Source organism: Thermococcus sp. ES12 (assembly GCF_012027515.1).
GTDB lineage: Archaea > Methanobacteriota_B > Thermococci > Thermococcales > Thermococcaceae > Thermococcus > Thermococcus barossii.
Genome location: NZ_SNUP01000001.1, coordinates 187,558 through 207,203, shown reverse-complemented (window position 1 = coordinate 207,203; position 19,646 = coordinate 187,558). Strand labels below are relative to the sequence as shown.

The following is a 19,646-nucleotide window of genomic DNA, read 5'->3' as shown; positions in this document are numbered from 1 at the left end:
CCCGGTATTAAAAGGTTGGCATTAGAGCGAGGCCAGTGCCCGGTTCAGGTCGGCGAGTTTTCCGAAGTCCAGGAGCTCATCCTCCAAAGGCACTAGGACCCTTGCATCTGAGATTTCATGAACCCTGAGGAAGGGGGAGACTAACTCCCTGAGCACGTCGTTCCCGTACGCCCACGGGCTGAACGCGGGCAGGACTATGAGCTCTTCGCCCATCAAGAAGACTGGCACCTTTAGGAGCGCCCCCACCTCATCCCGAAGCCGTATCGAGGGATGCTCGTGTCCTATGATGAAGCGCTCCCCCTCGACGAGTTTGTGGCCGTGAACCAGCTTCCATCCAGCAAGTTCAAGCTCATCAACAACCTCAACGCCCAGCTCTCTGAGCCAGAGGGTTCCCACATCGTGATTTCCCCTCACGAGAATCAGCTCGTCAACCAGGGGTGCCACCTCTTCAACGAAGGCCCTCAACTCTCTTTTTTCGCGCCATTCAGGCACGAAGGAGTGCTTCAGGTCACCATCAATCACAAGGGTCTTTGGCCTCTCCCTCTTAAGGAGAAGTTTCAGCCTTCTGACTACCTCGCCGAACACTCTGGGCAGGTAAAAGCCCTCCCTCGCCATGCTGACTTCGTAACCTAAATGGAGGTCCGCTATGATGACCGCCTTTCCCAGTTTCAGGGCCTTTTCCGGCAGCGGTGTGGGTTTCATGTGTTGGAGTTTGCCCCTCAACTTTTAAACTTTGTTAGGCCAACCGAAAAGGTTTTAAATCTGTCCACAAAGGGAACAATGGTGAGTAAAAATGCCCTATGTTGGATTAGTGAGAAGCCCCCACGGACCGGTTAAAACTTACGAACTCATACTTAGCGAGCTGAAAAGAAGGGGATTTACCATTGAGTTCTCAAAGCACCACTGGGCGGGAGACCTGCCCTTTGGTCTGGTGATGGCGGAAACGGACAGGGGAGAGGTTGCCGTGAGGTGGGCCCTGGGAAGAGAGTTCAAGATGGAGTTGGAAGAGGTTGACAAGGAAACATACGACGAGTTCGTCGAGGACACCATTGAGTACACCAACGCGGACTCAGGCTGAGCGCTCCTGCTTTATTCTTTCTATAACGTCGAATATGCTCCACAGATCCCTTATCACGTGGAGGTGTGGAATCAGGGCGAGCCTTTCACGGTTCTTCTCAACGAACCTCGCACTGAAGGGGAAGTAGTACCAGACGTACTCCGTGTTCTCATCGCCATGCCCTATGAATCGCCAGGGTTTGTCATCCACCCAGACGAATATCTCGTCACCGTACTTCTGGCGAACGAACCTGAAGGCCTCATCTATGGTCATCTCGCGGCCGAAGACTATGACGTCGTCAAAGAGGTCATAGATGCCCATCTGCTTCAGCCGTCTTACCTTCATACCGTCGATGAAGTCCTCTGCCGAGAAGGAAATGACCGTGTGACCTTCCTCCTTGAGCCTTTTGAGGAGTTCCGGAGCATCGTCGAGGGGCCTGCTGAGCTTTGCCCTCTCCTCGAACCACGTCTCGAAGAACTTTGTGCGCAGGAAGAACGGGGGCTTTGACGTCTTCTTGTGCTTCCCGAACGTAGGTCTCTCGAAGTAGTTCTCCAGCTTTGTGAGGGCCTTGGCCCAGAAGCCCTTGAACGGCAGCCAGCGGTAGCGCTTCTCAAGGGCCTGTTTGAAGGCTTCCTCGATGCAGGAGTACGTGTCCGCCAGTGTGCCGTCGAAGTCGAAGGCTATTATCATGATGACCCCTCCCAAAGCTCTCCGATCGGGCCTTTAAGGGTTTTTCTTTTTTGTGCATGAACACAAAGCATATAACAATCCCAACCTTATTTTCCACGACTGTCTTAAAGCTCAGAGGGTGATAGGTATGGGAAGGCATTACCTCCCCAACGCTGCGCATAAGGAAGAACTTGCCAAGGAAATTGGTTTCACCTCCGTTGAAGACCTCTTCTCCGACGTTCCCAAGGGCATGGTCAAGGAGTTCAACCTTCCGGAGGGCAAGAGCGAATACGAGGTTTTTCTCGAACTCAACTCGGTTCTCTCTATGAACAGAACCGTCCTTGAGATGCCCAGCTTCCTCGGAGCCGGGACGTACTTCCACTACGTTCCAGCCCACGTGAAGTACCTCATCGAGAGGAGCGAGTTCCTGACCGCTTACACCCCCTACCAGCCGGAGATAAGCCAGGGGATGCTCCAGGCCCTCTTTGAATACCAGAGCCTCATAGCTGAGCTCGTCGGCCTTCCGATAGTTAACGCCTCAATGTACGACTGGGGAACGGCCATGGCGGAGGCGGCCCTGATGAGCGCCAGGGTCAAGAAGAAGAGCAAGTTCGTTGTGCCAAAGGCCCTCAGTCCTGAAAAGAAGAGGGTCCTGCACACCTACACCGCGGGCCCGGGAGTTGAGATAGACTACGTGGACTGGAACGAAAGGGGGCAGGTGGACATCGAGAAACTTAAGGAAGCCGTTGACGGCGCCGCCGGGGTGTACGTGGAGGTTCCAAACTTCTTCGGTTTGCTTGAGGAGGAAATCGCAGCCATCGGCGAAATAGCCCACGACGCTGGGGCTCTCTTCGTGGTAGGCGTTGACCCAACTGTTCTGGGTCTGGTGGAGGCGCCCGGAGAACTTGGAGCCGACATCGTCGTAGGCGAGGCCGCCTACTTCGGCAACCCCATGAACTTCGGCGGCCCGAGGGCAGGGATATTTGCAGTCAGGAACGACAAAAAGCTCATACGCCAGATGCCCGGAAGGATAATCGGAATGACGAAAGATGCAGACGGGAAGAGGGCCTTCGTCATGACGCTCCAGACCAGGGAGCAGCACATAAGGCGCGCAAAAGCGACTTCAAACATCTGCTCGAACGAGGCCCTGGTTGCCGTCGCGGCCGCGATACACCTCGCGACCCTCGGCCCGAGGGGCCTGACCGAGCTCGGAGAGGTCATACTCAAGAACACCGCCTACCTCAAGAAGAGGCTTTCAGAGGTCGCTGAGGTTCCGTTCGAGGGAATCAACTTCAAAGATATCCTGGTCAGGTTCGAGAAGCCCTACGACGAGATACACGATAAGCTGCTTGAGAGAAACATTCACGGTGGCTACTACGTGGGGGAGCACTTCCCGGAGCTGGGAGAGAGTGCTCTCTTTGCCGCAACCGAAACGACGAGAAAAGAATGGGTCGATTCACTCATCGAGGCCCTCAGGGAGGTGGCCTGAATGTTCCGCCAGGCTAAATGGGACGAACCGCTCATCTTTGAACTCTCCCACGAGGGAAGGATTGGGTACACTCTGCCAAAGCCGATTGAAGATGTAAGCGTTGAGATTCCGGAGAAGCTCAGGAGGAAGAGCCCGCTGAACCTTCCCGAGCTGAGCGAGCCTGAGGTGGTCAAGCACTACACGAGACTAAGCGAGATGAACTACGGCGTTGACTCCGGAATCTACCCGCTCGGCTCGTGCACCATGAAGTACAATCCAAAAATCAACGAAGAGATAGCCGGCCACCCGGGAGTTGCCTACATTCACCCCTATCAGGACGAGAGGACTGTCCAAGGAGCGCTAAAGATAATGTGGGAGCTGGAGCAGTGGCTGAAGGAGATAACCGGAATGGACCGCTTCACCCTTCAGCCGGCTGCGGGGGCCAACGGCGAGTTCACGGGAGTCATGGTGATCCGTGCCTACCACCTCGACCGCGGCGAGACGCAGAGAACCGAGATGCTCGTGCCGGACTCAGCCCACGGAACCAACCCGGCAAGTGCCGCCATGGCAGGGTTTAAGGTCATTGAGATTCCCTCCAACGAGAACGGAACCGTTGACCTCGAAGCGCTGGAGAACGCCGTGAGCGAGAGAACCGCTGGATTAATGCTCACGAACCCAAACACCCTCGGCATCTTCGAGGACGAGATACTGGAGATTGCGAGGATAGTCCACAAGGCCGGCGGGCTGCTCTACTACGACGGTGCAAACCTCAACGCCGTTCTTGGAAAGGTGAGGCCCGGCGATATGGGCTTCGATGTCGTCCACCTCAACCTCCACAAGACCTTCTCAACCCCGCACGGCGGTGGCGGTCCGGGAAGCGGCCCCGTCGGCGTCAAGGACTTCCTCAAAGATTACCTGCCGGCCCCGCTGGTCGGCTATGACGAGGAGCGCGGTTACTACCTCGACTACAACGTGCCCAAGAGCATAGGAAAGGTCAAGGAACTGTACGGCAACTTCGCGGTAATGGTGCGCGCGCTCACCTACCTCAAGGTCATGGGGCGCGAAGGTCTCAAGGAGGCCAGCGAAATAGCTGTTCTCAACGCCAACTACATCACCCAGAAGCTGAAAGGGACGAGGGGCTACGAGCTGCCCCACAAAGAGCTGAGGAAGCACGAAGTCGTCTTCAGTGCCGAGCCGATGAAGAAGGAGACCGGCGTTAAGGCCCTCGACGTGGCCAAGAGGCTCCTCGACTTCGGCCTTCACGCGCCAACTATCTACTTCCCGCTGATAGTCCACGAGGCCCTGATGATAGAGCCGACCGAGACGGTGAGCAGGGAAGAGCTGGACGCCTACGTGGAGGCCCTCAAGAGGATAAGCGAAGAGGCCTACAGCGATCCGGAAATCGTTAAGAGCGCACCTCACAACACAGCGGTGAGAAGGGTGGACGACGTTCTCGCCGCCAAGAGGCCAATAATCACCTGGCGCATGTACAGGGAGCTGAAGGAGAAGGGAGAGGTCGACATCTGAACCAGCCGCCATTATCTCTCCTTTTTGGCTATCCTTTTCTACCATTTCTGACTGCAGTTGCCCATATATGCACCAAAAGATTAATAAAGGCTCACCCGAATCAATATGTAACAGAAAAATTGCATATGGGTGATGATAATGGACGAAGCCATTGAGAAGTACAAAACTGTTCATTATGGGGACGTCGTTGAGGAGTACGAGGTGCCCGTGAGGGGGTTTCTCTTCAAGGACGGCAGGCTTGAGGGAGTGTACGTAAAGGGCGGCATCCTTCCGGTCACAGAGGAGCTTCCGAGGGACGTTCATGAGGACATCCTCAGGGGGAGGAGTGGAAAGAGGTTAATCGTAAGGGAAGTTAGGTACGCTGGGGCGGAGGCCCTTGAGGTCTACATCCAGGACGGCTATAGAACGTGGCCGGTTCATGTAACCCAGCTTCCAGAGGAGAGTTAAATCCCCTTGTCAATGGAGCAAAGATGCGCCTTACCTGAAAACGGCACTTCTGGGGACGGTGTTTCACAAAAACCCTTATCAAACAGAATTCAGAAGAGTTTTTCATGGTGGGCCCGGGGGGCTTTGAACCCCCGACCACGCGGTTATGAGCCGCGCGCTCTGACCAGGCTGAGCTACGGGCCCACGAATGGCGCCGCCGCCCGGACTCGAACCGGGGACCGCCGGATTAACAGTCCGGCGCTCTACCGACTAAGCTACGGCGGCACGACCCAATGTAGGGAATACAGGGGGGATTTATAAAACTTACGGTGATGGCTGGACTGGAGAGAAAACTTTATATTTAGCCCGGTTACTCTTAAAACCGTGCCCCGGTAGCCTAGCCTGGCGGGGCGGCGGACTTGTAATCCGCCGGTCGCGGGTTCAAATCCCGCCCGGGGCTCCACCACGACAAACTTTGGATGAACGAAAGTTCGATCAAAGTCCTGACCCTTCTTGATGCTCAATCCAGAGCGAACCTCCGGAATGCTGAGATTTTCCACAATTTGGGAGTGAAACCCGGCCATTCACATAGATACACTCTTATGGCGGCACATCCAGGATTTAAAGCTCTCATCTTCCTTCGTTTCATACAAAAAACTGACCAAATTTTGTACCCTATTTAGGTCGAATATGCAGAGAACTTTCTAAGATAGTGGCATTGTGACAGTCTTTTACCAGTTATAATATCAATACTCCAACCAGCTTTGAGAGTTTGGCCGTTTTTCAGAAAGTTTGAACATCGAACCCGTGTTGAGCCCTTATAAGCCTTTCCCAGTAAAGGTGAACAGAGAAGTGCATCAACGTAGCTTTTCGGCATGGAAAAAGGTTCTTAAACTTTTCGTAACCGATATAAACCCCTGCGGGCGATTTATCACTCGAAAAGCTTATATACCGAAACCCGCAGGTGGGAGGTAGTGATAATCGTTCTTAAAAAATGTTAAGGGGGCAATTCTCGGTGGCGGCGAAAAAAGAATTTGATATATTCACTCACGAGCTGGTTCCTGAGCACAGAATACTCAGCGAAGAGGAGAAGGAAGAGCTCCTCAGAAAGTACAGAATCAGGATTTCCCAGCTTCCACAGATCAAGGCTTCAGATCCTGCTGTTGTCGCGCTTGGCGCAAAGCCCGGCGACGTTCTTGAGATCAAAAGGAAGAGCCCGACGGCTGGTTACTATTACTACTACCGCCTGGTGGTTGAGGACTGATTCTGTGAGGTGAGATTATGGCATCGAGAGGACCGACCGTTGTTGATGTTACTCCCGACGACCTCTGGCTCGTTATGGAGGCATACTGGAAGGAGAAGGGACTGGTGAGGCAGCATCTTGACTCTTACAACGCCTTCATTGATTACGGCATGCAGAAGGTCATAGACGAGTTCGGCGGCATCAAGCCGGACATCCCGGACTTCGAGGTCAAGTTTGGAAAGGTTCGCCTCGGCGAGCCGGAATTCCAGGAGGCCCAGGGCCAGAGGAAGCCTCTCTACCCGATGGATGCCCGCATAAGGAACCTCACCTACTCGGCCCCGCTGTACCTCGAACTCATTCCCGTCGTTAACGGCATAGCCCAGGAGGCCGTGGAGGTTCGCATTGGAGAACTTCCGATAATGCTAAAATCGAAGGCGTGCAGGCTTTACGGCCTCAGCGATGAGGAGCTGATAAAGCTCGGCGAAGACCCGAAGGATCCCGGAGGATACTTCATCATCAACGGCTCTGAGAGGGTTATCGTCTCTATCGAAGACCTCGCCCCCAACAAGACCCTCGTTGAGAGAGATGAGAGACAGAACAGGGTTATAGCCAAGTGCTTCTCATACAGGCACGGCTACAGGGCTCTAATCACTGTTGAGAGGAGAAAGGATGGAATTCTCTACGTCAACATACCGAACGTTCCGAGGCCGGTCAAGTTCGTCTACGTCATGCGCGCGCTGGGCGTTCTCAGCGATAAGGAGATAGTTGAGGCTGTAAGCGACGACCCGAGGATACAGCAGGTTCTCTTCGACAACCTTGAGGACGCGAGCGACATAACCACCCAGGAAGAGGCCCTTGACTACATAGGCAAGCTTGCCCTCCCCGGCCAGCCTAAGGAGTACAGGCTCAGAAGGGCCCAGCACATCATAGACAACAACCTCCTGCCTCATATGGGTGTCGAGGAGAAGGACAGGCGCGCCAAGGCCTACTACCTCGGCATGATGGCCCTCAAGGTTCTTGAGCTTTCCCTTGGACTGCGTGGCGAGGACGATAAGGACCACTACGCTAACAAGAGGCTCAAGCTGGCTGGAGACCTTCTGAGGGACCTCTTCCGCGTTGCCTTCGGCCAGCTCGTCAAGGACATGCAGTATCAGATGACCAAGACATACCAGAGGAAGGGCGAGCGCTACACCTTCGAGAACATACAGCGCTTCGTGAGGAACTCGATAAGACCGGACGTGCTGAGCGAGAGGATCGAGCACGCCCTCGCCACCGGCGCATGGCCTGGTGGAAGAACCGGTGTGAGCCAGCTCCTCGACAGAACCAACTACATGTCAACCCTTTCTCACCTCAGGCGCGTCACTTCTCCACTCAGCAGGGACCAGCCCCACTTCGAGGCCCGTGACCTCCACGGAACCCACTGGGGAAGAATATGCCCGACGGAAACGCCGGAAGGTCCGAACTGTGGTCTCGTCAAGAACCTCTCCCTGATGGCCCAGATAACCACCGGAATCCCTGAGGAGGAGGTAAGGGACTACCTGAGCAGACTCGGAGTTATCCCGATAGAGGAGCAGAGGCCAAACCCCGAGCTCTGGCGCGTCTATCTCAACGGAGTCCTCATCGGAACCGTCGAAGATGGAGAAGGACTCGTGAACAGGATAAGGACGGACAGGAGAAGCGGAAGGATAAGCGATGTCATCAACGTCGCACTCTACCAGGACGAGGAGGTCAGAGAGATATACGTTAACAGCGATGATGGCCGCGTTAGGAGGCCTCTCATAATAGTTGAGAATGGCCAGCCAAGGCTCACCAAGGAACACGTCGAGGGAATAAAGAACGGTACCCTCACCTGGAGCGATCTCGTTAAGATGGGGGTCATCGAATACCTCGATGCCGAAGAGGAGGAGAACGCCTACGTGGCAACGTGGCCCTGGGAAGTTACGGAGGAGCACACCCACCTTGAGCTGATGCCGGCTGCCATACTCGGCATTCCGGCCTCACTCGTCCCGTATCCGGAGCACAACGCGGCCCCGCGTAACACATATGGAGCGGGTATGGCCAAGCAGAGCCTCGGTCTCGGCTGGGCCAACTTCAGGATAAGGGTTGACACCCGCGGGCACCTCATGCACTACCCGCAGGTTCCGCTCGTCAACTCACGCATAATGAAGGCGGTCGGTTTCGAGGAGAGGCCGGCAGGTCAGAACTTTGTCGTTGCCGTCCTCAGCTACGGCGGCTACAACATGGAAGACGCGGTTATAATGAACAAGGCCTCGATAGAGCGCGGCCTGGCCCGCTCAACGTTCTTCAGAACCTATGAAGCTGAGGAGAAGCGCTACCTCGGTGGCCAGACCGACCGCTTTGAGGTTCCCGACCCGACAATACAGGGCTATCTGGGCGAGAAGTACTACAGGCACCTCGACGAGGACGGCATAATCTTCCCGGAGTCAAAGGTCGAGGGTAAGGACGTCCTCGTTGGAAGAACCTCACCGCCAAGGTTCCTTGAGGAGCAGAGCGGCCTCGGAGGCATAATCCTCCAGGAGAGGCGCGAAACGAGCGTCGCGGTGAGGCCAAGCGAGAGGGGCATCGTCGACAAGGTTATTCTAACCGAGACCGGCGACGGAACCAAGCTCGTCAAAGTTACCGTCAGGGACCTCCGTATTCCGGAGTTCGGAGACAAGTTCGCATCGAGGCACGGTCAGAAGGGTGTCATAGGTCTCATCGTCCCGCAGGAGGACATGCCCTGGACCGAGAGCGGAATCGTTCCGGACCTCATAGTCAACCCGCACGGTATCCCAAGCCGTATGACCGTCGGACAGCTCATAGAGGCAATAGGCGGGAAGGTCGCGGCGCTGAAGGGAAGGAGGGTTGATGGTACAGCCTTCATCGGAGAGCCGGAGGAGAAGCTCAGGAAGGAGCTTGAGGAGCTCGGCTTCAAGCACAGCGGAAGGGAGGTCATGTACGACGGCATAACCGGAAGGCGTCTTGAGGCGGACATATTCGTTGGCGTCATCTACTACCAGAGGCTCCACCACATGGTCGCCGACAAGATGCACGCGAGGAGCAGGGGTCCGGTGCAGGTTCTCACCAAGCAGCCAACCGAGGGAAGGGCCAGGGAAGGTGGTCTCAGGTTCGGTGAGATGGAGCGTGACGTTCTCATCGGCCATGGTGCTGCAATGCTGCTCATAGAGCGTCTCCTCGAAGAGAGCGATAAGACCGAGGTATGGGTCTGCGAGAGCTGTGGCCACTTGGCGCTCGAAGACAAGCGTCGTGGCAAGGTCTACTGCCCGGTCTGTGGAGAGGAAGAGAAGATAAGCAAGGTTGAGATGAGCTACGCCTTCAAGCTGCTGCTGGACGAGCTGAAGGCAATGGGAATAAGGCCGTCTCTCAACATAGTTGATAGGGTGTGATTGCCATGCAGTCGATGAAGAAGGTCATCGGGAGTATTGAGTTCGGAATCCTCTCACCCCAGGAAATCAGAAAGATGAGCGCGGCCGAGATAACCGTCCCGGACACCTACGACGATGACGGTTACCCGATAGAGGGCGGCCTCATGGACAAAAGGCTCGGTGTGATCGACCCGGGACTTCGCTGTGAGACCTGCGGAGCGAGAGCAGGAGAGTGTCCCGGCCACTTCGGGCACGTTGAGCTGGCAAGGCCGATAATCCACGTCGGATTCGCCAAGACCATTCACAGGGTTCTGGAGAGCACATGTAGAGAATGTGGAAGGATAAAGCTCACCGAGGAAGAGATAGAGGAGTACACCCACAAGTTCGAGGTCATGGGCGACAGGAAGAAGGCCAAGGACAGGCTCATCAAGGAGATACACAAGAAGGCCAAGGAGAGGATGGTCTGCCCGCACTGCGGTGCCCCGCAGTTCCCGATCAAGTTCGAGAGACCGACGATATACTGGGAGCTCAGGAAGGATGAGGAGGGCAACGAGTACAAGCACAGGATGATGCCGAGCGAGGTCAGGGACAGGCTTGAGAAGATACCCGACAAGGATTTGCCACTCCTCGGACTCCACCCGGAGAAGGCCAGGCCGGAGTGGATGGTTCTAACCGTCCTGCCGGTTCCGCCCGTTACCATGAGGCCATCAATCACCCTTGAGAGCGGTATAAGGGCTGAGGACGACCTCACCCATAAGCTGGTCGATATTATCCGTATCAACAACCGCCTCAAGTCCAACATCGAGGCCGGTGCGCCGCAGCTCATCATCGAGGACCTCTGGGACCTCCTACAGTACCACGTTACCACATACATCAACAACGAGACCTCCGGTATTCCGCCGGCCAAGCACAAGAGCGGAAGGCCCCTCAAGACCCTCGCCCAGCGTTTGAAGGGTAAAGAAGGTCGCTTCCGTGGAAACCTCAGCGGTAAGCGTGTCAACTTCTCTGCCCGTACAGTCATAAGCCCCGACCCGATGATAAGCATCAACGAGGTCGGCGTTCCCATAGCGGTCGCCATGGAGCTCACCGTTCCTGAGAAGGTCACCGAGTTCAACTTCGAGAAGCTCAAGAAGATGGTTCTCAACGGGCCCGAGAAGTATCCGGGCGCCAACTACGTTATCGACCCCGAAGGAAGGAGAATCCGCCTCATGGAAAACAACCTTGAGCTCATCGCCGAGAAGCTCGACATAGGCTGGACAGTTGAGAGGCACCTCCTCGACGGCGACATAGTTCTATTCAACAGGCAGCCTTCGCTTCACAGGATGTCCATCATGGCCCACCGCGTCAGGGTCATGCCCTACAAGACCTTCAGGCTCAACCTCGCCGTCTGCCCGCCCTACAACGCCGACTTCGACGGTGACGAAATGAACCTCCACGTGCCGCAGACGGAGGAGGCTCAGGCAGAGGCGAAGATACTCATGGAGGTCCAGAACCACATCATCTCGCCGCGCTACGGTGGCCCGCTCATCGCTGGAATACAGGACCATATCTCCGGTGGCTACCTGCTCACCCGCGAGGGAGCATACTTCACCCGCGCAGAGGTCGAGCAGATGCTCATGTTCGCCGGCGTTGACGTGGACAAGCTCCCCAAGCCGGATAAGGTCGAGAACGGCGTCGAGCTCTGGAGCGGAAAGACCATATTCTCGCTCCTGCTTCCGGAAGACCTTACAATCTGGTACCGCAACAAGCTCTGCGATGAGCCGGAGCGCTGTGAGGCTTTGGAGAAGCTCATAGAGGAAAAGCTCATCCCCGACGAGGAGGAAGTTAGAAAGCTCGCCTACGATGGCTTCACATACATACTCAACGGCAAGCTCCTCAGCGGTGCAATAGACAAGAAGGCCTACGGCAGGGAGGATGGAAAGCTTCTCGACATCATCGTGAGGGAGTACGGCGTTGAGAGGGCGAGGCAGTTCCTTGACCAGGTCACCAAGCTGGCAATATGGGTCATCACCCACAAGGGCTTCACGACTGCGATAGACGACGAAGACCTCCCGAGCGAGGCCCTCGACAGGATCCACGAGATAATCCGCGAGGCGGAAGAGAGGGTAAACAGGCTCATAGAGGCCTACAAGAACGGCGAGCTTGAGCCCCTGCCGGGTAAGACACTTGAGGAGACCCTTGAGAGCAACATAATGGCCGTCCTGGCCGAGGCGCGTGACAACGCGGGTAAGGTTGCCGAGCGCTACCTCGGTATGACAAACCACGCCGTCATAATGGCCAAGACCGGAGCGAGGGGTAAGATGCTCAACATCACCCAGATGGCGGCAATGCTTGGCCAGCAGTCCATCCGTGGAAAGCGTCTCTACCGCGGCTACCGCGGAAGGGTTCTGACCCACTTCAAGCCCGGGGACCTCGGAGCCAGGGCCAGGGGATTCGTCACCAACTCCTACAAGAGCGGCCTAACACCGCAGGAGTACTTCTTCCACGCCATGGGTGGTAGGGAAGGACTGGTTGACACGGCCGTCAGGACGGCCCAGAGCGGTTACATGCAACGCCGTCTGATAAACGCGCTCCAGGACCTCAAGGTGGACTACGACGGAACCGTCAGAGACCCAACTGGAATCATCGTTCAGTTCAAGTACGGCGAGGACGGAATAGACCCGATGAAGAGCTGGGGAGGCAAGACGCTGGACGTTGGTAGAGTGATTGTAAAAACCCTGCTCAAGGTGAGGGGGAAGGGGTGATATAAATGGTCGCCGCAAAAACCATCAAGAGCATGGTCGACAAGGCAGAGCTCCCGGACAACATCAAGGAAGAGCTCTACACCAAGCTCGTCGAGTACAACAAAAAGTACAAGCTCAAGAAGGCCGAGGTCCAGGCCATCATAGACGAGGCCGTTAACGAGTACCAGAGGGCCCTCATCGAGCCTGGAGAAGCCATAGGAACAGTTGCGGCCCAGTCCATCGGCGAGCCCTCAACTCAGATGACCCTGAACACGTTCCACTACGCGGGTGTCGCCGAAATCAACGTCACCCTCGGTCTGCCGAGGATCATTGAGATCGTTGATGCCAGAAAGAACCCGTCAACACCCATCATGACCGTCTACCTCGATGAGAAGCACAGGTATGATAGAGAGAAGGCCCTGGAGGTCGCCAGACGCATTGAGGGAACGAGCCTTGAGAACCTCGCCAGGGAGATGAGCATAGACATCCTCAACTTCGAGTTTATCGTCGAGATAGACCCAGAGAGACTTGAGAAAGCCGGTCTCGACATGGAAAGGATCCAGAGGAAGCTTGAGAGCTCCTTTAAGAGTGCTGAATTTGAAGTCGACGGCTACACAGTCATAATGCGCCCCAAGAAGGTCGGTAAGCTCTCCGACCTGAGGAGGCTTGCCGAAAAGGTTAAAAAGCACCGCCTTAAGGGTCTCTCGGGCGTCGGGAAGACCATCATAAGGAAGGAAGGCGACGAGTACGTTATCTACACCGAGGGCTCCAACTTCAAGCAGGTCATCAAGGTTCCGGGCGTTGACCCGACGAGAACCAGGACCAACAACATCCACGAAATCGCCGAGGTGCTCGGCATCGAAGCCGCGAGAAACGCCATCATAGAGGAGATAGTCAACACGATGCGCGAGCAGGGTCTTGAGGTCGACGTCAGGCACATAATGCTCGTCGCCGATATGATGACGCTCGATGGAGTCATACTGCCCATTGGCAGGCACGGTATAGTTGGGGAGAAGGCCAGCGTGCTTGCCAGGGCCGCTTTCGAGATCACCACCCAGCACCTCTTTGAGGCGGCTGAGAGGGGTGAAACCGACCCGCTCAACGGTGTCGTCGAGAACGTCCTCATCGGACAACCCGTTCCCGTCGGTACGGGAATCGTTAAACTGGCAATGAATCTCCCCCTGAGACCGAAAAGGGAGTAGGGAGGTGTAGTTAATGGTTGACTTTGCGTTCGAGCTTAGGAAGGCTGAGGAGACCGGAAAGATAATCATGGGAGCCAAGAAGGCCATCCAGTACGCCAAGATGGGCGGGGCCAGGATGCTCATAGTGGCCAAGAACGCCAGGCCGGACATCAAGGAGGACATCGAGTACTACGCCAAGCTCAGCGGCATACCGGTTTACGAGTTCGAGGGAACCAGCGTCGAGCTCGGAACCCTTCTCGGAAGGCCGCACACCGTTTCGGCCCTCGCCGTGATAGACCCCGGTGAGAGCAAGATACTGGCCTTGGCTGGGGGTAAGGAGTAATGCCGCTCAAGCTCAACACAGACCAGATCAAGTTCATAGCGCTCTTCGAGAGCATGACGGGAGCTACAGTGCTCGACTGCCTCATAGACACGAACAGAAACAGGCTCATCTACGTCATCAAGAAGGGTGAGATGGGACTGGCCCTCGGAAAGAAGGGAGCCAACGTCAAGCGCGTCCAGAACATGCTCGGAAAGGACATAGAGCTCATAGAGCACTCGGAGAACCCCGAAGAGTTCCTGAGGAACATTTATAAGAGCCTCGGGGTTAAGGTTAAAAAGGTTCACATCACTGAGAAGCGTGATGGTAAGAAGGTCGCCCTCCTCGACATAGGACCGCGCGAGAAGCCTCGCGCCATCGGAAGGGGCGGCCAGAACATCAACCTCGTGAAAGAGTTGATGGAGAGACACCACGGCATTCAAGATGTGATCATAATTTGAGGTGATGCTCATGCCTGGAAAGAAGGCCCCGTATGGAGAGTTTGCCGGTAGAAAGCTCAAGCTCAAAAGGAAGAAGTTCCGCTGGAGTGACATTCGCTACAAGAGGAGAGTTCTCAGGCTCAAGGAGAAGAGCGACCCGCTCGAAGGTGCTCCTCAGGCCAAGGGAATAGTCCTTGAGAAGATAGCCGTCGAGGCCAAGCAGCCGAACTCGGCTATGCGTAAGGCAGTTAGGGTTCAGCTCATCAAGAACGGTAAGGTCGTCACCGCCTTCACCCCTGGTGACGGAGCTATAAACCACATCGACGAGCACGACGAGGTCATCATTGAAGGAATCGGCGGTCCAAAGGGCGGTTCTATGGGTGATATCCCAGGAATCAGGTACAAGGTCGTCAAGGTCAACAGGGTTTCCCTCAAGGAACTCGTCAAGGGAAGGAAGGAGAAGCCGAGGAGGTGACGTGAATGGCCAAGCCGCTTACCGAGAGGTTCTATCAGCCTAAGGAGCTCAAGGTCATGGGCAGGTGGAGCGTTGAGGACGTCGTCGTGAACGACCCCTCGCTCAGGCCCTACATCAACCTCGACGCCCGCATACTTCCCCACAGCCACGGAAGGCATGCCAAGAAGGCCTTCGGCAAGGCCAACGTTCACATCGTCGAGAGGCTCATCAACAAGGTCATGCGCAGCGGTGCCAGCGGTCACAAGGTCGGCGGTCACTTCATGAGGAGAGAGCACCGCTCCCTCATGAGTAAGAAAATGAAGGCCTACGAGGTCGTCAAGGAGGCCTTCATGATCATCGAGAGGAGAACCAAGCAGAACCCGATTCAGGTCCTCGTCAGAGCCATTGAGAACTCCGCCCCGAGGGAAGATACGACCACCATAGCCTTCGGTGGAATCCGCTATCACATGGCCGTTGACGTTTCACCGCTCAGGAGGCTCGACATAGCCCTCAAGAACATCGCCCTCGGTGCTTCCGCCAAGTGCTACAGGAACAAGACCAGCTACGCTCAGGCTTTGGCGGAGGAAATCATAGCTGCAGCCAACAGGGACCCGAAGAGCTTCGCCTACAGCAAGAAGGAAGAGATCGAAAGGATCGCCCAGTCCTCACGCTGAGGGCTGGCCGGTTTCTCCCTTCCTATTCTCCTGGATTTTGTTCAAAAATTAAAAGGTCAGTGGGCCAGCGCTTTTCCGAGCCACTTGGCCAGAGCCACTATCGTCAGTATTGGAGGCATTCCTGGAGCTTTTGGGAGGACGCTGGCATCGCAGACGTAGAGGTTCCTTATCTCCGTTTCAAGGTGCTCGTCAACAACCGCCCCTATGGCAGCGGTACCACCAAAGTGGGCCCCTTCAGGCTTTGAGACAACGAATGAACCTGGATCAGCCCCAATGCCGTCCAATATTTCTTTGGCTATTGCGGCGCCTTCATCCAGTCTCTTCTGATCGTCCCTGGTCACACCCTTTGAAACGCTCCCGCCGGGATAGACCCTGCCCGTGGGATCGTCCGCAGTCTTTACCATGATTCCCAAAAGCTTGTCCGTGGGCATCATGAATCCCTTTCTACCCGCCTCCATGAACCGGACGGTACGGTTGATGTTTATGTAGGGGGACAGAATAAAGCCCCTCTCATCATGGAACTCGTGGTCAACAAGGGCCATACTTGGCTCCCTGGCCTGATGAAGGCCCTCCGCCCTGCCGTAGACGTTCACAAGGATGTCAATGAAAAGGTTTCCTCCGGCATTCTTCACCCCAGAATTCTGAAGAGTCACGGGGGTACTCAGTGCACCGGCAGCCAGTATGACGTTATCTGCCGTTATCTCGGTGTAGCCTCCCTTCCCGCTTCCCCGAATGCCTATAGCCCTGCCATCCTCCACGACCACCTCGTGGGCTCTGGTTTCGTAGAGCACATCAGCCCCACGGGCAAGGGCATCGTTCAGGTAATCCAGGGCCGTCCACTTTGCCTCCTGAAGGCACCCAAAGGTGCAGCACCCGCAGCGAACGCACTTGGAGAAGTCTAGGAACTTCGGCATTGGTTCCATCTTGTAGCCTAAGTCGGCAGAAACTTCTAACATGCTCAGTGACGCCTCGGATAGGAGGCTCTTCGGAGTTGGGGCTATTTTCATCTCCCCTTCAGCTTCCCTAAATTCGCTCTCCAAGTTTATCCCGAGGTCTTTGAACTCTTCCTGGAGGCATCGGGTTCCATTTGCACATGAAACGACAGTCGAACCACCGGCCATTATAGCCCTCCACAGGATCACCCCCTCCCTGGAAGTCCTCGGGGTTTTGTACCCGGTCGTTTCAAAGTATCTGAGGGAGTCCCTAAAAGTCCCAACGTGCTCTTCGTACTTCCCAGCTTCCACGATTAGAACGTCCTTACCTGCCATACTCAGTTCTCTCGCTATAGTGGCTCCACCGGCCCCAGAACCAACAACTAGATACTCAGCGTGCTTTTTCATAAAACCAGCTCCCAGCTGCAATTGATTGAAGAAAAGTTATTCTCACTCCGTTTTACACCCTCAAAGTATATATGGGTTTGGATTCATGTTGAAATTGACTTGGTTCCAGCAGACAATCAGATACGTACAGCATTCATCCAATATGGAATGAGAATAACGGTCCCGGTATATAGTATTGGGGCGTTATCCGCTCTTCCCCACTTGCCATCGTTTGGAAAAAGCGGGAGCAACACAATTTTCATTCTATTAAATTCTTCCCTACCATGCTCCCTGGCTTTTCTATCCCGAAGAACTTCAAAACCGTTGGCGCTATGTCCATCAGCGAGGCGTTCTCAAGCTCAGCCCCCTCAAAGCCCCAGAGGATGAGGGGGACCTTAACGACGGGCTCGTTCATCGACCCGTGCATCCCCCTGACCCAGTGGCTCACTCCCTTTACCCCTTTGCACATCCTGTGAGAGCAGAACCAGTAACCGGGCCTGGCGGAGACTATCAGTTCGCCGCTGTTCGGACTGTTTAGGTGCTCCAAATCCTCGCGGAAGAAGACCGCCCCAACTCCTGGAGCTCTCCTGAGGATTTCAAAGGCCTCCTCCGCCTCGTTTGGGTTCCTGAGGTAGACGTGTGCTCCGCCTCCCGAGGAAACGCGGAGCGTCTCGATGCCATGCTTCCTCAGGTAAGTTTTTAGATTCACCCAGGTGTGAACTTCCTCCTGCCCGTGATCGGCGAAGATTATGAAGGCGTACTCGTCCTTCAACCTTTCCCACAGTGTTCTCACTGCAGTGTCAACGGTCTCGACGGCCTTCAGAGCCCCCTCGCTCAGCGGGCCGTGGTCATGGCTCATGCCGTCTATCGAGGCGAAGTGGACGAGGAGTAGGTCAGGCCTGCACTCCTCGTAGAGGTAGAGGGCTGAACTTAGAACCCACAGGTCCTTCCTCCAGTCCCGGCCATGTTGACGGTACATCCTGTCGCTCGCGAAGAAGGGCGGGAAGATTCTGACGTCCGTCCCGCTGAAGGGGGGCATGGTGTAGCCCGAGACGCTGGCTGTTCTAACGCCCCTGGGGCGGAGTATATCCACCACCGTCGGGGCCTTTATGACCCTGTGGGGGTTGAAGGCAACCTCGTAGTCGTAGAAGTTGACCTTCCTGTCGGCGAGCCTATCGTAGTAGCCGTTCTCAACGACGCCGTGGTCTTTCGGCCACACCCCCGTCATCACGCTGGTGTGAACTAAGTCCGTGAGCGTTGGAAAGATGGAATCAACCACCGCGAACTCGCCGCTTTCAGCGAGTTCGCTCAGGAAGGGCATGTGCTTCAGGTTGTAAACCCCGTTGCCATCGAGGCTTATGAGAGCCAGCTTCTTCCACATCTTCATCACCGGTGTCAGCCTGACGTGCACTCATCACGCCTCAGTGGGATGGAGTGGTCATCATCCACCTTGATTTCCTTGGTCGAGGCGGTATAAATTCCTTCCGAGCCACTCATCTAGGGTTTTCTGCCTCGCGAGGCTCCCAAGGACGTAGCTCCTTGCAAGATACCTCTCAAAGGGATGTTCAAGGCGCCGTTTTATGGCATCGAGCGCCTCGTTGAGCGTCTCGAATCGACCGATCAAGTTACCCATCGCCTTCTTCACGCCGAGGCGTATCTGCCAGACTCCGACGGGGGCGTAGTACTCGGGAGTAACTTCGCGGAAGACCACCACCCTCGCCTGCCTCCTCCTTTCCCTCAGCGCCTCCAGAACGCTCAGCCGGGCGGCGTGGTATGCCCCTGCCGTTTCCTTGACGTATTCTCTCCTCCCGCGGAAGTCCTCGTAGTCGTGGATGACGCTGGGTTCAGAGGCACCGAAAAGCGACCCCTTGAGCCAGACCTCAAGCAGTTCAAAGGCGTAGCCCTCGGGCATGAGCAGAACGGCGTAGCGGTTGCCGAGGAATCTGTAGAAGTACACCTCGTAGTCGTTTATTTCGGGATAGTGGAGTATCTCGCGCCGCAGGTTCTTCCCTATCGTGTCCTGAACTGCCGTGATGCTCCACCGCGTTGGAACGAGCTTTTTGTTCACCCCGAGGAGTCCGGCCGAGAGGAGCCTTATGATGTAGTACTCGTCAAAGCCCCAGTTGTAGAGCCTCATTATCGCCTGCTCGGCCTTCAGCTCGTCGCTCACAACGTAGTCAGTTCTCCTTGGAATCCTCGGGTTCTCCGTGAGTTCAAAGTCGAGTAGCTCAGCCTTCGGCCCTATGGGCGGTGCAAACTCGCTCGGGAGGACTTTGAGGACGGGCTTTCTTTTGAGGAGAATCTCGCTGTCAACGGGCTTTATCGACATTGCCAGCTCCTGAACCTCGCCCAGTATTCTACCGCTCCTCCTCACGTGGACGTCTGCCCTTGTCTCCCCCATGACAAGGAGAGAGCGGTAGTAGAGGATGTCGCGTATGGTCTTGTCCTCCCACCGGAGGGGACTATCGAGGTGACTGGTGTCGCCCTCAATCGGCGGCACGAGGGGACCTATTCTCACCTTGGGGTAGCCGTACTCGCCGACGAAGATGCTCGGGGGAGAAGAGCCGAAGAGGTGACGCTTGTTGAGCCTCCGTTCAACCGTCCGGGCTACCCTAAACCTTTCGAGGATTGGACAGGTTGGCCTGCCGCAGAGGAGCTTTCTGCCCTTGCAGACTGCGCAGAGTTTTGAGTTGAAGACAGGGGCGCTCATCGGATGTAGGTAAGCGGGGAGGTATTTATGGTTTGTTGCGGGCCAGACTT

General features: G+C 55.8%; 17 protein-coding genes and 3 tRNA genes. 13 read left to right on the top strand and 7 right to left on the bottom strand.

What is annotated here, in order from left to right; all coding sequences use genetic code 11:
• Window positions 1–21 precede the first annotated feature (21 nt).
• Window positions 22–702, bottom strand: a complete 681-nt coding sequence (locus tag E3E37_RS01155) for a metallophosphoesterase (protein WP_167714466.1) — start codon at window positions 700–702, stop codon at window positions 22–24.
• A gap of 91 nt (window positions 703–793) precedes the next feature.
• Between E3E37_RS01155 and E3E37_RS01150 the strand changes: the two genes are divergently transcribed.
• Window positions 794–1,078, top strand: coding sequence for a hypothetical protein (locus E3E37_RS01150; protein WP_088864229.1), 285 nt, complete (start codon window positions 794–796; stop codon window positions 1,076–1,078).
• Here the strand turns inward: E3E37_RS01150 and E3E37_RS01145 are convergent.
• On the bottom strand, window positions 1,070–1,747 hold the full coding sequence (locus tag E3E37_RS01145; RefSeq protein ID WP_167714465.1) for an HAD family hydrolase: 678 nt from the start codon (window positions 1,745–1,747) through the stop codon (window positions 1,070–1,072). The two genes, E3E37_RS01150 and E3E37_RS01145, sit on opposite strands and share 9 nt — an antisense overlap.
• 127 nt (window positions 1,748–1,874) lie before the next feature.
• On the opposite strand from E3E37_RS01145, the gene gcvPA reads away from it, so the two are divergent.
• From gcvPA to E3E37_RS01130, 3 genes are all read left to right on the top strand, one after another.
• Window positions 1,875–3,215, top strand: coding sequence for an aminomethyl-transferring glycine dehydrogenase subunit GcvPA (gene gcvPA / locus E3E37_RS01140; protein ID WP_167714464.1), 1,341 nt, complete (start codon window positions 1,875–1,877; stop codon window positions 3,213–3,215).
• Window positions 3,216–4,721, top strand: a complete 1,506-nt coding sequence (gene gcvPB / locus E3E37_RS01135) for an aminomethyl-transferring glycine dehydrogenase subunit GcvPB (protein WP_167714463.1) — start codon at window positions 3,216–3,218, stop codon at window positions 4,719–4,721.
• Window positions 4,722–4,853: 132 nt separating this feature from the next.
• Window positions 4,854–5,168: a hypothetical protein gene (locus E3E37_RS01130; RefSeq protein WP_167714462.1), complete on the top strand. Its 315-nt coding sequence runs from the start codon at window positions 4,854–4,856 to the stop codon at window positions 5,166–5,168.
• Window positions 5,169–5,273: 105 nt separating this feature from the next.
• Here E3E37_RS01130 and E3E37_RS01125 read toward each other — a convergent pair.
• Window positions 5,274–5,351: transfer RNA gene (locus tag E3E37_RS01125), tRNA-Ile, on the bottom strand.
• A gap of 5 nt (window positions 5,352–5,356) precedes the next feature.
• A tRNA-Asn gene (locus tag E3E37_RS01120) sits at window positions 5,357–5,432 on the bottom strand.
• A gap of 101 nt (window positions 5,433–5,533) precedes the next feature.
• Here E3E37_RS01120 and E3E37_RS01115 point away from each other — a divergent pair.
• From E3E37_RS01115 to E3E37_RS01075, 9 genes are all read left to right on the top strand, one after another.
• Window positions 5,534–5,610: transfer RNA gene (locus E3E37_RS01115), tRNA-Thr, on the top strand.
• A 552-nt stretch (window positions 5,611–6,162) separates the two neighbouring features.
• Window positions 6,163–6,411, top strand: coding sequence for a DNA-directed RNA polymerase subunit H (locus E3E37_RS01110; RefSeq protein ID WP_088865748.1), 249 nt, complete (start codon window positions 6,163–6,165; stop codon window positions 6,409–6,411).
• Between the two features lie 17 nt (window positions 6,412–6,428).
• Window positions 6,429–9,797 (top strand): DNA-directed RNA polymerase subunit B, encoded by a 3,369-nt coding sequence (locus E3E37_RS01105; RefSeq protein ID WP_167714461.1) that lies wholly within the window; start codon window positions 6,429–6,431, stop codon window positions 9,795–9,797.
• A 5-nt stretch (window positions 9,798–9,802) separates the two neighbouring features.
• On the top strand, window positions 9,803–12,520 hold the full coding sequence (locus tag E3E37_RS01100) for a DNA-directed RNA polymerase subunit A' (RefSeq protein ID WP_167714460.1): 2,718 nt from the start codon (window positions 9,803–9,805) through the stop codon (window positions 12,518–12,520).
• Between the two features lie 5 nt (window positions 12,521–12,525).
• A complete protein-coding gene (gene rpoA2, locus E3E37_RS01095) occupies window positions 12,526–13,701 on the top strand; it encodes a DNA-directed RNA polymerase subunit A'' (protein WP_088864222.1) in 1,176 nt (391 codons plus the stop codon).
• Window positions 13,702–13,714: 13 nt separating this feature from the next.
• Window positions 13,715–14,023: a 50S ribosomal protein L30e gene (locus E3E37_RS01090; RefSeq protein ID WP_167714459.1), complete on the top strand. Its 309-nt coding sequence runs from the start codon at window positions 13,715–13,717 to the stop codon at window positions 14,021–14,023.
• Window positions 14,023–14,460, top strand: a complete 438-nt coding sequence (locus E3E37_RS01085; RefSeq protein WP_088864220.1) for a NusA-like transcription termination signal-binding factor — start codon at window positions 14,023–14,025, stop codon at window positions 14,458–14,460. Before E3E37_RS01090 ends, E3E37_RS01085 begins: the two co-directional genes overlap by 1 nt.
• Before the next feature lie 10 nt (window positions 14,461–14,470).
• Complete coding sequence (locus tag E3E37_RS01080) at window positions 14,471–14,914, top strand: 30S ribosomal protein S12 (protein WP_014788295.1); 444 nt, start codon at window positions 14,471–14,473, stop codon at window positions 14,912–14,914.
• A gap of 5 nt (window positions 14,915–14,919) precedes the next feature.
• Entirely contained in the window at window positions 14,920–15,567 is a 648-nt protein-coding gene (locus E3E37_RS01075) for a 30S ribosomal protein S7 (protein ID WP_167714458.1), read from the top strand.
• Window positions 15,568–15,623: 56 nt separating this feature from the next.
• On the opposite strand, the gene E3E37_RS01070 is transcribed toward E3E37_RS01075, so the two are convergent.
• The 3 genes from E3E37_RS01070 to E3E37_RS01060 form a co-directional block, all read right to left on the bottom strand.
• Window positions 15,624–16,907, bottom strand: a complete 1,284-nt coding sequence (locus tag E3E37_RS01070) for an FAD-dependent oxidoreductase (protein ID WP_167714457.1) — start codon at window positions 16,905–16,907, stop codon at window positions 15,624–15,626.
• A gap of 238 nt (window positions 16,908–17,145) precedes the next feature.
• Window positions 17,146–18,267: an alkaline phosphatase family protein gene (locus E3E37_RS01065; RefSeq protein ID WP_167715230.1), complete on the bottom strand. Its 1,122-nt coding sequence runs from the start codon at window positions 18,265–18,267 to the stop codon at window positions 17,146–17,148.
• Window positions 18,268–18,327: 60 nt separating this feature from the next.
• The gene (locus E3E37_RS01060) at window positions 18,328–19,596 is read right to left on the bottom strand and encodes an Nre family DNA repair protein (RefSeq protein ID WP_167714456.1); all 1,269 of its coding nucleotides are present in this window, start codon (window positions 19,594–19,596) and stop codon (window positions 18,328–18,330) included.
• Between the last annotated feature and the right edge of the window lie 50 nt (window positions 19,597–19,646).

Coding starts and splice junctions, on each gene's coding strand:
- E3E37_RS01155 (WP_167714466.1), bottom strand. CDS start 702: ATGAAACCCACACCGCTGCCGGAAAAGGCCCTGAAACTGGGAAAGGCG.
- E3E37_RS01150 (WP_088864229.1), top strand. CDS start 794: ATGCCCTATGTTGGATTAGTGAGAAGCCCCCACGGACCGGTTAAAACT.
- E3E37_RS01145 (WP_167714465.1), bottom strand. CDS start 1,747: ATGATAATAGCCTTCGACTTCGACGGCACACTGGCGGACACGTACTCC.
- gcvPA (WP_167714464.1), top strand. CDS start 1,875: ATGGGAAGGCATTACCTCCCCAACGCTGCGCATAAGGAAGAACTTGCC.
- gcvPB (WP_167714463.1), top strand. CDS start 3,216: ATGTTCCGCCAGGCTAAATGGGACGAACCGCTCATCTTTGAACTCTCC.
- E3E37_RS01130 (WP_167714462.1), top strand. CDS start 4,854: ATGATAATGGACGAAGCCATTGAGAAGTACAAAACTGTTCATTATGGG.
- E3E37_RS01105 (WP_167714461.1), top strand. CDS start 6,429: ATGGCATCGAGAGGACCGACCGTTGTTGATGTTACTCCCGACGACCTC.
- E3E37_RS01100 (WP_167714460.1), top strand. CDS start 9,803: ATGCAGTCGATGAAGAAGGTCATCGGGAGTATTGAGTTCGGAATCCTC.
- rpoA2 (WP_088864222.1), top strand. CDS start 12,526: ATGGTCGCCGCAAAAACCATCAAGAGCATGGTCGACAAGGCAGAGCTC.
- E3E37_RS01090 (WP_167714459.1), top strand. CDS start 13,715: ATGGTTGACTTTGCGTTCGAGCTTAGGAAGGCTGAGGAGACCGGAAAG.
- E3E37_RS01085 (WP_088864220.1), top strand. CDS start 14,023: ATGCCGCTCAAGCTCAACACAGACCAGATCAAGTTCATAGCGCTCTTC.
- E3E37_RS01080 (WP_014788295.1), top strand. CDS start 14,471: ATGCCTGGAAAGAAGGCCCCGTATGGAGAGTTTGCCGGTAGAAAGCTC.
- E3E37_RS01075 (WP_167714458.1), top strand. CDS start 14,920: ATGGCCAAGCCGCTTACCGAGAGGTTCTATCAGCCTAAGGAGCTCAAG.
- E3E37_RS01070 (WP_167714457.1), bottom strand. CDS start 16,907: ATGAAAAAGCACGCTGAGTATCTAGTTGTTGGTTCTGGGGCCGGTGGA.
- E3E37_RS01065 (WP_167715230.1), bottom strand. CDS start 18,267: ATGTGGAAGAAGCTGGCTCTCATAAGCCTCGATGGCAACGGGGTTTAC.
- E3E37_RS01060 (WP_167714456.1), bottom strand. CDS start 19,596: ATGAGCGCCCCTGTCTTCAACTCAAAACTCTGCGCAGTCTGCAAGGGC.